This window comes from Vicinamibacteria bacterium (assembly GCA_035620555.1).
Lineage (GTDB): Bacteria > Acidobacteriota > Vicinamibacteria > Marinacidobacterales > SMYC01 > DASPGQ01.
The window spans coordinates 1-10,664 of record DASPGQ010000423.1; the positions used below are offsets into that span (position 1 = coordinate 1).

A 10,664-nucleotide genomic window follows, 5' to 3' on the forward strand; every position below is an offset into this window, starting at 1 on the left:
CCCTCAGCGCCTCGATGAACGCGGCTCCGACCGCCAGAGCCGAGGCGCCGCCTCCGAAGCCGTTGAACACCGCTACCACCTGCGGCATGGCGGTCATCGGGGCGCGATAGGCCATGATCGCTCCGACCAATCCTCCGACGACGAACCCGGCGACGATGATCTGGAAGCTGACGATGCGGTGATCGGTCAGGGTGACGACGATGGCGATGAGCATGCCGAGGGCGCCGAGGAGGTTTCCCCGGACCGCGGTCCGCGGATGGGTCAGCCCTTTGAGACCGAGGATGAAGAGGACGGCGGCGATGAGGTAGAAGAGGTTAATGAACGCTTCGCTCATCTTCGCCCTTGCGGTGGAACATCCCCAGCATGCGGTGGGTGACGAGGAAGCCCCCGACGACGTTGGCGGTGGCCATGGCCACCGCGAGGAATCCGAAGATCTCGGTGGCAAGGGTCAATCGGGCACCCGAGGTGACCAGCGTTCCGACGAGAGTGATCCCGGAGATCGCGTTCGCCCCGGACATGAGCGGCGTGTGGAGAAGGGGCGGAACCTTGGTGATGATCTCGAAGCCGACGAATAGCGCAAGCACGAAGATGGTCAGAGGGGCCACGAATGCTTCCATCAGGAGCTTCTCCTTTCCTCGCTCGCGAGGAGCTCGCGCACCCGCGTGCTCACGACCTTTCCCTCGCGCGTCAAGAGCGTGTCGTTCACGATCGGATCGTCCCCGTCGAGATCGACGCGTCCATCCTTGATCAGGTTCGAGACGAAGGCGGTCACGTTGCTGGAATACATCTGACTCGCGTGGTTCGGGACCGTCGCCGGCAGATTGACGGGCCCCAGGATGGTGACGCCGTCGAGCTGGACGGTCTCCCCCGCCCGGGTGAGCTCGCAGTTTCCGCCCCCCTCGGCAGCGAGGTCCACGACCACCGACCCGGGTGCCATGCTCAGAACCATCTCGCGGGTGATGAGCACCGGGGCCCGCTTTCCCGGCACGGCCGCCGTGGTGATCACGACGTCGCTGTCCGCCACCGCGCGACCCATGAGCTCTCGCTGCCGCTGATAGAACTCCTCTCCCATGGCCTTCGCATATCCGGAGGCGTCCTCGGCCGCCTGGGTCTCGAGCGCCATCTCCACGAACTTCGCACCCAGGCTCTCGACCTGCTCCTTGACCGCGGGCCGCACGTCGTAGGCGTGCACGACCGCTCCCAAGCGATGGGAAACGGCAATTGCCTGAAGCCCGGCAACCCCCGCCCCAATCACGAAGACCCGGGCGGGAGTGATGGTGCCCGCGGCGGTGATCATCATCGGGAACATCTTGCCGAGCTCCGCGGCGGCTAGAAGAACCGCTTTGTACCCCGCCACCGTCGCCATCGAGCTCAGGGCGTCCATCGGCTGCGCCCGGCTGATGCGCGGGAGAAGCTCCAGAGCGAACCCGATGACGCCACGCTCCGCGAGCGCCTGTCCGTTCTCGGGAGCACCCAATGGATTCAGGAGGCCGACGACGACCTGTTCGCGTCGCAACAGACCCAGCTCTTCGGCGCGGCGGTCCGCGCTCGCTCCGGGACCGTGAACGGCAAGGAGCAGATCCGCTTCCGAGCAAAGAGCGCGCCGGTCGGGAACGATCCGGGCTCCCGAGGACTCGTAGGTGGCGTCGGGAAATCCGGCACCGTCGCCGGCGCCCGCCTCCACACAGACCTCCAGACCGGCCTTGCCCAGCCGGGGCAGGTGCGTTGGAACGAGCGCGACGCGTCGCTCGCCCGGGTACGACTCCCGCTGCACTCCGACGATCATCTCGAGCCCTTCGAATTCACGAGGCCGCCTGTTCCCGGCCCGTCCTTTGAGCGCGTATTGTACAGCAGCCGTTGGCGGCGGGACCGACAACTGGTACACTCGACGAAGGCAAACGATCGGAGGAACCGCGATGGGGGTCCGGATCCCGACGGCGCGTGACGCCGTGTCGCGATACATGATCGTTCTGCGACCGGACCAAGACCTTCTCGGCGCCATCGACACGCTCGTACGCAAGCGCGCCCAGGGAGCCCCGGTGCTGAACGAGGAAGGAGACCTCGTTGGGATCCTTACGGAAAAGGATTGCCTGCGACTTCTGTCGAACTCCGCCTACGGGGAGCTCGCGGGAGGCAACGTGGGTGACTATATGTCATCGGTCAAAGTGACGTTGACGGTCGATATGGATCTGTTCAGCGTCGCCGAGGCCTTTCTCGCGACCAACTTCCCCGTCCTGCCCGTGCTGGAACAGGGCAAGCTCGTTGGAAGAATCAGCCGGTTGGACCTCCTGTGGCAGATCAAAGCGCTCGAGCGCGACATCGCGCGAGAGCGGGCGCGGGAGGAGAGGGAACGAAAGGAGCGGGACAACCCATCGTCCATCGACCGAATGCAACGTTTCGCGGGAAGCCACTCACCGGAGCAGCTCGCGGAGTTGTTGAGAAACCGCAAACAGAATTAGTAACCCGCCCGAGCCTCGAGACTGGCGCTTTAGAACCTGCCTGGAGGAGAATGCTCCGATGTTTCGCCGAAGGTCTCGACTCCTGGGATGTCTCGTGACCGCGCACTGCGTAATCGCGTCTTTAGTCGCCACCGCCTCTCAAAACCAGCCCCTCGAAGCCGACCACTTCGTGCCCTCGCGACCGGAGAACTTGACCTGGGGGTGGTATCCCATCGACAAGAAACCCGTTCTGACGCTTCGGTCGGGCGAGACGGTGCGCGTGGATACTCTCTCCCACGCCGGTGCGACCCAGGATGAGAACCCGGTAACGTATCTCACCGGGCTCGGTGTTCCGCGAAACGAGATTCTCCAGGACGTGCTGGACTTTTGGTCCTCGCGCGACGAGCGTCCACGAGAAGGACGGAGCGGCCACGTCATCACCGGCCCCATCTACATCGAGGGTGCGGAGCCCGGCGACATGCTCGAAGTACAGATTCTCCAGGTCCAGACTCGTGTGCCCTGGGGCATCAACAACACGAGCGCCACCGGAGGCGTGTTCTCACCGAGCTATCCCGGCGTACTCCCCGGGGACGCCCTGCTGGACATCCCGGAAGGAACGCGTCACGTGATCCGCACCGGTGAGGTCGATGGGCGCGAGGTCGCCTTCTTCGCCCCGGGGGTCCAGGTGCCGCTCGAGCCGTTCCTGGGTATTCTGGCGGTTGCCCCCAAGCCCGTGGTCGGCCAGCCGGGGGTGACGCTTCCCGGCGTGCAGAGCTCCCGACCGCCGGGTGCTTTCGGCGGGAACCTGGACGTCAAAGATCTCAAGGCGGGAACGACCGTTTACCTTCCCGTCTTCCAGCCCGGCGCGCTTTTCTACACCGGGGACCCCCATGGGGCCCAGGGAGACGGCGAGGTGAGTGGCACCGCCATCGAGCAGTCGCTTTCCGGCGTCTTTCGCTTCGTCCTCCACAAATCGGTCGCGCTTGCGGGTCCTCGGGCGGAAACGGATACTCACTACCTCCTCATGGGGATCGATCTCGATCTCGACCGGGCGACCCGGAACGCGGCGTGGGAAGTCGTGGATTTCCTCGTCAGGGAGAAGGGGCTCGCGCCCGACGAGGCGCTCTCGCTCGCGAGCATCGCCGTGGACTTCCGCGTCAGCGAGGTCGTCGACCTCACCCAGGTCGTAACCGGGTACATTCCCAAGAGCCTCTTCGTACCGTAACCTCACCGAGGTCCCGGCTCGGGGGTGGCGGCGAGCACGTCGGCACATGTCTTCTGAAGCTCGGCGAAGAGCGCGTCCATGTGCTCGAGGCGCGTTCGGAGGTTGACCGGGCAGATGCGAAACCACCATTTGCCCTTGAGAAGCGTGGTCGACAACCAGAAACGGCCGCGGTCCTCGATACGGGTCGCGACTTCCTTGTGGAGGCGGCCCAAGGCGTCCTCGTCGAGCGCGCGGGGAGGCTCGTAACGGATGCAGATCGCCGACATGCGAGGCTCGGTCGCGGCGCGAAACGTCTCGCTCCGGCTCACGATCTCGTGCAGGTGCTTGGCTTGCTCGACGTTCCGGTCGACCCACGTCCCGATGGTCTTGCCGCCGTATCGTTTCAAGCTCATCCAGACTTTCAGACTTCTCAACCGCTTCGACTGCTCGAATCCCCGGGCGTAGTACTGATACCGCTCTCCCGTCGTATCACGGTTGTCCTTGAGATACGGCGGCTCCAGGCCGAAAGAGCGCTCGAGGCGACTCTCGTCCTTGACCAGGATCGCCCCCACATCGAGGGGCGCAAAGAACCATTTGTGAGGATCGATGGTGATCGAATCGGCGAGCTCGAGCCCCGGAAGTCCCGGCCACTTCCTCGACAGCAACATCCCTCCGCCGTAGGCGGCATCGACGTGCAGCCACATTCTCTCCCGGTCGGCAATCCCCCGGAGCGCCGACAAGTCGTCGATGGCCCCGGTGTTGGTCGTTCCCGCCATGCCCACGATGCACATGGGGCGGATGCCCGCGCGTTTGTCCTGCGCGATGGCCTCCTCGAGGGCGTCGATTCGAAGAGCAAAGCGCTCGTCCGTAGGAAGGGCGCGAAGCTGTTTTCGGCCGACTCCCACGGCGTCTACCGCTTTGTCGACGGAGACATGCCGCTCCTCGGAAGCGTAGACCGCCCACGGATCTTTCAATCCCTCACTCTGAGCTCGATCCGCCGAGGCCCAATCGCGGGCGAGCTTGAGGCCGGTGAAGTTGGCCATCATGCCGCCGCTCGTGAGATTGCCGCCCGCCCGTTCGTCATATCCGACGAGATCCGTGAGCCAGCGGATGGTCCGCCGCTCCATGGCGACGCCGGCCGGAGCGATGCTGTAAGCGCCGACGTTCTGATTGAGGGCGGAGGTGACGAAGTCACCCAGGATTCCGATCGGCGAGGGAGAAGGGGTGATGAGCCCGAAGTAACCGGGATGGTTCACATGGGTGCAGTTCGGCAACAGCTTCTCCTCGAGCTCCCCCAAAACCTCGTTCGCCGGACTCCCGTCCCACGGCAAAGGCTCGTCGAAAAGAGCCTCGATCTCGGCGGGAGTCGCCCGGGGATAGAGAGAGCGACCCTCGACCGATTCCAGGTAGTCAGCGAGACGATCGACGAGGTCGTGTCCCAGCTCGCGAAATTCCCGTTCGTCCATAGCGGGAATTATGCACCGTTGCGGACAGGATTCTCCCTCGTCTTTGAGCTACGAGAAGCTTGCGACGTCGAGCCTTCCGGATGATCGGGCGTGGGAAAATGTAGTTGAAATCCATTATCATTTTTACCCTTGACTGGCCGTCCCAATTTCAATAGGGTTGCAGCGTGGAAAAGGTGAAAACGGGTTTCACTATCATTTGGCTGTGCCTCACGACGGGTGCCGCCTCGGCCCCGGGGTACGAGCAGCCGGCGGATGCATCGGAGAGCCAGCCGCAAGGGGAGCTCGAGGAGCTCGAAGCCCGCCTGCGCGAGCTGGAACGGCAAATCGCCGAGCTTCGCGGAGAAGCGGCCGGGAGCCAGGAGGTCGCCGAGCTCGCGCGCCGGATCGATCTTCTCGCTGCCGAGATCGAGGGCCTGCGCACCGGGGGAGCCGCCGAGGTGGATGCGACCCAGGGCCAGCGCGGCCTCGGTCCCGCGGCCTCGAAGGTCTACGCCGTCGAGCGGGGTGTTTCCATCGGTGGTTACGGCGAGATGCTCTATCAGAGCTTCGCCGACGAGCGCCAGGACGGGGCCCCGGCTGGCAAGACCGACCAGATCGATTTCCTGCGCGCCATCGTCTACGTCGGCTACAAGTTCAACGACCGGATTCACTTCAACAGCGAGATCGAGTTCGAGCACGCCTCGACGGGGGAAGGCGGCGAGGTCTCGGTGGAGTTCGCCTACCTCGATTTCTCGCTCCGGCCCGAGCTCGGCATTCGCGGGGGCATGCTCCTGGTTCCGCTCGGCTTTCTCAACGAGCTTCACGAGCCCCCGATCTTCTACGGCGCGCGCCGTCCCGAGGTCGAGTCGGCCATCATTCCCTCGACCTGGCGCGAGAACGGTGCGGGTATCTTTGGAGAGACGGCCCTCGTCTCCTACCGGGCTTACGCCGTTGCCGGGCTCGACGCCTCGGGGTTCGGCGCCTCGGGGATTCGAGGCGGCCGCCAGAAAGGCGCCAGGAGCCTCGCCGAGGACTTCGCCTTCACCGGTCGGGTCGACCTCACCGGAGTGTCCGGACTTCTCGCCGGCGTGTCCCTTTACACGGGCAACTCCGGTCAGGGGACGAACGTGATGGGCCAAACCCTGGGTGCCCGAGTTTCCCTTTTCGACCTTCACGCTCAGTATCGCTACCGCGGGTGGCATTTTCGGGGTCTCTATGCCAAAGGAACCCTCGGGGATGCCGCGCTCGTCAACGAAGCGAACGGTCTCACGGGCTCGAGCTCCGTCGGAGAAGACCAGTTCGGATGGTACGTCGAAGCGGCTTACGACGTGATGGCTCTGTTTCCCCGGGGCGAATGGGCGATCGCCCCCTACCTTCGTTACGAGAGGCTGGATACGCAGGACACGGTCCCTCCGGGTTTCGCGGACAATCTGGCGACCGATCAGAGTCTGCTGACCGTCGGCATCGACGTGAAGCCGATCTCACGCGTCGTCATCAAAGCGGACTATCAGCGCATCAGAAACGAGGCCCTTAGCGGTGTGAATCAGCTCAACGTCGCCCTCGGGTTCTTGTTTTGATGAGGTGGACGAGGGGAACGCTCCCGAGACGGGCGCTGGCCGCAATGGGCGCTGTCTACCTCGCCCTGTCCCCCGCGGTCGCGTCCATCATTTTGACGGAGCAGCAAGCGCTCGAGCGCGCTTTTCCCGGAGCGACGTTCGAGCGCCAAGTGCTCTACTTGACCGAGACGCAGGTCGAGAAAGTTCAGAAGGAGGCCCGCTCGCGTCTTCCATCCCCCGTCGTGACCATGATTCTGGCGTACTCGGACGACCAGTTGCTCGGAAGGGCCTACCTCGACACCCATACGGTTCGTACCATGCCGGAGACGGTGCTCACCGCAGTCGAGCCGAGCGGCGCCATCCGTGCCGCGCTCGTGCTCCAGTTCGCGGAACCCAGAGACTATCTGCCGCGAGAGAAGTGGCTCGAGGCGTTCGACGGAAGAACGCTCGATGAAGAGCTCTGGCCGGGGCGCGGGATAAGGCGGGTGACGGGGGCGACGCTTACCGTCCAGGCGCTTACCGAAGCCGTGCGTCGCTCGCTGGCGATCGACCGCGTCATGCATCAGGAGCCATCTGCCCGAGCGCGGCGGGAGGAGTGCGCTTCACGATGAAGTACATGCAGAACGGCGGGTTCCAAAACCACCCCCTCATGCGCCTCACTCTGGGGCTGACCCTGGCTCTACTGGTGGGGCTCTGGGTGACGAACCTCGCCATGTATTTCGCGCGGATGGATCTGTCGGCGAGCTCCGTCGTCAGCTACTACAACGGCTCCGAGGAGGATTTTCGTCCGCCCCGCTCCGCGGCTTCGATGCTGGAGACGACGCACATGCACCTGCCGATGATGGGGATCGTGCTGCTCTTCCTCACGCATCTCCTCATCTTCGTTCCTCTCGGTCGAGGTCTCAAAGTCGGTTTGATCCTGGCCGCCTTCTCGGGGGCGGCGCTCCAGGAGGCCGGAGGGTGGCTGGTGCGCTTCGTTCACCCCGGACTCGCCCCGACGAAGATCGCCGGCTTCTTGCTGCTGCAGGCGGCGCTCGGCATCGTCCTCGTGGTTCTCGCGCTGTTTCTCCTGAGAGGGGCGCGCCCTTCGCTCGCGGGCGAGGAGCGCACCCGCATGACAATCCCCTCGGCGAGCTCGAGAGCATAGCGCTCGGCGAATCCCGGCGTCGTCCACAGCACGCGGCGTCCTTCTTCCTCGACGAGGGCCACGGCGTCGCTTCCTCGACTCGCCACGAGGGCGAGCCCGGAATCGACACCGAGCACGAAGACCGCCGTCGCGAGCGCATCCGCCTCGAGAGCGGACGGGCTCACGACGGTCACGGCGCTCACTCCCGAGGGGGGCTGCCCCGTCCTCGGGTCTTCGATGTGATCCCCCCACTGATCGCGGGAGGAGGAGCCGATGGCGCCCTGGCACAGTCGAAAGCTTGCCGGAGGAGCGCGCCCGGTTGGGTCACGAATCTCGAACGTCACCGCCTCGTGCCCGAACAACGCGATCGAGCTCGTCCCGATATCGACGAGCGCGCTTGGAACCGAGCCTTCGAGCTCCGCGAGGGCGCGGTCCACCGCGTAGCCCTTCGCGATGCCTCCGAGATCTAGCTTCATCCCCGCTCCGAGGCGAACCCGGCGGTTCTCGTGGTCGAGATCGACTTTCTCGTAGCCGTTCGCGACGAGCGTCGGATCGAAAGCACCGTTCGAGGCCCGCGCGATCTCGAGGGATTTGATGACGGCGTGGAAGGCGAGCTCGCTGAGGACGGCATCACCGGCCTCGTTCAGTCGGGAGATCTCGCTTCCTTCGACCCAGAGCGAAAGCGACGCCTCGGTCTCTTCGATGCGAGCGAATGCCGAACCGATGAACGGCGCCGGCTCGAGCGTTCCCGACACCCGAACCTCGGCCATCGTGCCCATGACCACCCGCATCTCACGCGTCGTTCCCGCGGACGATGCCCCTGGCACGAGAACGAGGACGGCAACGAGGCCCAAACCTCTCGCGGCGGGCTCGAGGCGGCTCAGTCCCAGTCGAAGCCTGTGCGATCTTTGTTCAGCACCTTCCATGCGACGGCGACTCGCGGCCGAAACGACCAGATATCGATCTTCTCGTGGTCCTTCCCGCTCTGGCCGTAATGGCGCCGGCTATGACATCACATTTCCACTTTCGTGTCAGCTTGGCCGCTCTCGTAATTCATCGATGGTTTCGATAGCATGCGCGCCACCATGGACCAGATTCTCGAGATTCACTCCCGGATCAACGCCTTCGTCTGGGGCGCACCACTCATCATCGCCTTGATGGGAACGGGCCTGTTCCTCACGTTCTGGACCGGAGGCGTGCAGTTCCGTCGTCTCGGGTTCACGTTTCGCGAGGTGCTGGGCAAGCTCACCTCCAAGGGCTCGGGCAGCGGCACGGTGACCCCGTTTCAAGCCGTGGCCACCGCGCTCGCGAGCACGGTGGGCGTGGGAAACATTGCCGGCGTCGCGACCGCCATCAGCATCGGCGGCCCCGGCTCGGTGTTCTGGCTCCTCGTTTCGGGACTGCTCGGCATGTGCACGAAGTTCTGCGAGATCGTCGTCGCGCTCCACTACCGGGAGGTCGACGCCGGCGGCACGATGCGCGGCGGTGCCATGTACGTTCTCCGCAAAGGGCTCGGTCTTCCCTGGCTCGGTACGATCTTCGCTCTCCTGACGAGCCTGGCGGCCTTCGGGATCGGCAACATGGTGCAGGCGAACTCGGTGACGGACGCCCTGGAGGCAAGCTTCGGCATCGACCCTCGCGTGAGCGGCGTGATGCTGATGGGTCTGGTTGCCCTCGTCGTTCTGGGCGGGCTCAAGCGCATCGCGGAAGTGACGCAGCTTCTCGTTCCCTTCATGTGCATTTTCTACGTATGCGGTGGGTTGGTCATTCTTGTCCGCTTCGCCGGGGCGATCCCGCATGCGGTTCAGCTCGTTCTCGAAGGTGCCTTCAGCGGTCACGCAGCCGTCGGAGGTTTCGCCGGCGCCACGGTGATGCAGGCCATCCGCTTCGGAGTGGCGCGCGGTCTGTTCTCCAACGAGGCGGGACTCGGGAGCGCTCCGATCGTCCACGCCGCCGCGGTGACCGATCACCCCGTTCGCCAGGCCCTGTACGGAATCTTCGAGGTGGTGGTGGACACTTTCATCGTCTGCGTGCTCACCGCCTTCGTGATCCTGGCCACCGGGGCCTGGGAGCAAGGCTTGACCGGCGCCGCCCTCTCGGCCAAGGGCTTCGAGATCGGGCTTCCCGGCGTATGGGGCGACGCGATCGTCTCCGTCGGTATTCTCACTTTCGCGTTCTCGACCCTGATCGGTTGGTCGTTCTACGGAGAGACCGGGGCCGTTTACCTGCTCGGGAATCGGGCGGTTCTTCCTTACCGCCTGATGTGGGTGGGCGCCGTCTGGTTCGGCGCCACGGGAAGCCTTCACCTCATCTGGGATATCGCCGATACGTTGAACGGGCTCATGGCCGTTCCGAATCTCGTCGCCGTGCTGGGCTCCACCGCGGTGATTCGCAAGCTATTGAGGGAGTTCTTTAGTCGATCGAACCTCTGAAGGCCAACGCGATACGAAGGCGCACGGCGAATCGGCGCGACGCGATCAACAGGAGACGCAGTTGTGGTTGTTCATCGAGCCCAACGACTCCAATAGCGCCAACGCGTCGGGAAATGGCTGGATTCGCTGAACCGGGCCGTTCGCCATGTCCGCCGTCGTTTGCCCCCGCCGGCTCACGGCGGTTACATCGCAGCTTTCGTCCACTAGGTAGCGGATCATCTCCACGTCTCCCCTCGAAGCGGCATGATGGAGAGCGTTGTAGCCCTCGTGATCTCTGGCGTTCACGTCGGCACCGAGCTCCTCGACGAGGTATCGAACGGCGGGCATGAATCCCGCAGGATGGTGTCGGTGGGAATTGGCAGCAAACCCCTTGCCGTATCCGACCCCCGAAGCGGCCAGAAGCGGAGTGACTGACGGCCCCCCCACGAGAACCGGCGGTAACCCGGACGGGTCCTTCTTCTCG

At 64.6% G+C, this 10,664-nt stretch carries 11 protein-coding genes; 5 read left to right on the forward strand and 6 right to left on the reverse strand.

The genetic code is table 11. The features are described from left to right. The 3 genes from VEK15_17340 to VEK15_17350 all read right to left on the reverse strand — a co-directional run. A partial coding sequence (locus VEK15_17340) for an NAD(P)(+) transhydrogenase (Re/Si-specific) subunit beta (protein HXV62468.1) occupies window positions 1–334 on the reverse strand: 334 nt, incomplete at its 3' end. Further along, on the reverse strand, window positions 315–617 hold the full coding sequence (locus VEK15_17345; protein ID HXV62469.1) for an NAD(P) transhydrogenase subunit alpha: 303 nt from the start codon (window positions 615–617) through the stop codon (window positions 315–317). The genes VEK15_17340 and VEK15_17345, both read right to left, overlap by 20 nt. Next, complete coding sequence (locus tag VEK15_17350; protein HXV62470.1) at window positions 617–1,786, reverse strand: Re/Si-specific NAD(P)(+) transhydrogenase subunit alpha; 1,170 nt, start codon at window positions 1,784–1,786, stop codon at window positions 617–619. The genes VEK15_17345 and VEK15_17350 overlap by 1 nt, the downstream gene beginning before the upstream one ends. A gap of 130 nt (window positions 1,787–1,916) precedes the next feature. Here VEK15_17350 and VEK15_17355 point away from each other — a divergent pair, with 130 nt between their 5' ends. Both VEK15_17355 and VEK15_17360 read left to right on the forward strand, forming a co-directional pair. Next, complete coding sequence (locus tag VEK15_17355; GenBank protein ID HXV62471.1) at window positions 1,917–2,459, forward strand: CBS domain-containing protein; 543 nt, start codon at window positions 1,917–1,919, stop codon at window positions 2,457–2,459. 58 nt (window positions 2,460–2,517) lie between these two features. After that, window positions 2,518–3,663, forward strand: coding sequence for an acetamidase/formamidase family protein (locus VEK15_17360; protein ID HXV62472.1), 1,146 nt, complete (start codon window positions 2,518–2,520; stop codon window positions 3,661–3,663). 2 nt (window positions 3,664–3,665) lie between these two features. On the opposite strand, the gene VEK15_17365 is transcribed toward VEK15_17360, so the two are convergent. After that, entirely contained in the window at window positions 3,666–5,108 is a 1,443-nt protein-coding gene (locus VEK15_17365; GenBank protein ID HXV62473.1) for a pyridoxal-dependent decarboxylase, read from the reverse strand. A 164-nt stretch (window positions 5,109–5,272) separates the two neighbouring features. On the opposite strand from VEK15_17365, the gene VEK15_17370 reads away from it, so the two are divergent. Continuing rightward, window positions 5,273–6,664 (forward strand): hypothetical protein, encoded by a 1,392-nt coding sequence (locus VEK15_17370; GenBank protein HXV62474.1) that lies wholly within the window; start codon window positions 5,273–5,275, stop codon window positions 6,662–6,664. Beyond that, window positions 6,664–7,254, forward strand: a complete 591-nt coding sequence (locus VEK15_17375; protein ID HXV62475.1) for an FMN-binding protein — start codon at window positions 6,664–6,666, stop codon at window positions 7,252–7,254. The genes VEK15_17370 and VEK15_17375 overlap by 1 nt, the downstream gene beginning before the upstream one ends. A gap of 367 nt (window positions 7,255–7,621) precedes the next feature. Here VEK15_17375 and VEK15_17380 read toward each other — a convergent pair whose 3' ends face one another. After that, window positions 7,622–8,695, reverse strand: a complete 1,074-nt coding sequence (locus VEK15_17380) for an FAD:protein FMN transferase (protein ID HXV62476.1) — start codon at window positions 8,693–8,695, stop codon at window positions 7,622–7,624. A gap of 147 nt (window positions 8,696–8,842) precedes the next feature. On the opposite strand from VEK15_17380, the gene VEK15_17385 reads away from it, so the two are divergent. Continuing rightward, a complete protein-coding gene (locus tag VEK15_17385; protein ID HXV62477.1) occupies window positions 8,843–10,201 on the forward strand; it encodes a sodium:alanine symporter family protein in 1,359 nt (452 codons plus the stop codon). A gap of 45 nt (window positions 10,202–10,246) precedes the next feature. On the opposite strand, the gene VEK15_17390 is transcribed toward VEK15_17385, so the two are convergent. Further along, on the reverse strand, window positions 10,247–10,664 hold a 418-nt coding region (locus VEK15_17390), incomplete at its 5' end, for an ankyrin repeat domain-containing protein (GenBank protein HXV62478.1).

Excerpts from the sequence above, each read along its gene's own strand:
- VEK15_17345 (HXV62469.1), bottom strand. The coding sequence starts at position 617 with ATGGAAGCATTCGTGGCCCCTCTGACCATCTTCGTGCTTGCGCTATTC.
- VEK15_17350 (HXV62470.1), bottom strand. The coding sequence starts at position 1,786 with ATGATCGTCGGAGTGCAGCGGGAGTCGTACCCGGGCGAGCGACGCGTC.
- VEK15_17355 (HXV62471.1), top strand. The coding sequence starts at position 1,917 with ATGGGGGTCCGGATCCCGACGGCGCGTGACGCCGTGTCGCGATACATG.
- VEK15_17360 (HXV62472.1), top strand. The coding sequence starts at position 2,518 with ATGTTTCGCCGAAGGTCTCGACTCCTGGGATGTCTCGTGACCGCGCAC.
- VEK15_17365 (HXV62473.1), bottom strand. The coding sequence starts at position 5,108 with ATGGACGAACGGGAATTTCGCGAGCTGGGACACGACCTCGTCGATCGT.
- VEK15_17375 (HXV62475.1), top strand. The coding sequence starts at position 6,664 with ATGAGGTGGACGAGGGGAACGCTCCCGAGACGGGCGCTGGCCGCAATG.
- VEK15_17380 (HXV62476.1), bottom strand. The coding sequence starts at position 8,695 with ATGGAAGGTGCTGAACAAAGATCGCACAGGCTTCGACTGGGACTGAGC.
- VEK15_17385 (HXV62477.1), top strand. The coding sequence starts at position 8,843 with ATGCGCGCCACCATGGACCAGATTCTCGAGATTCACTCCCGGATCAAC.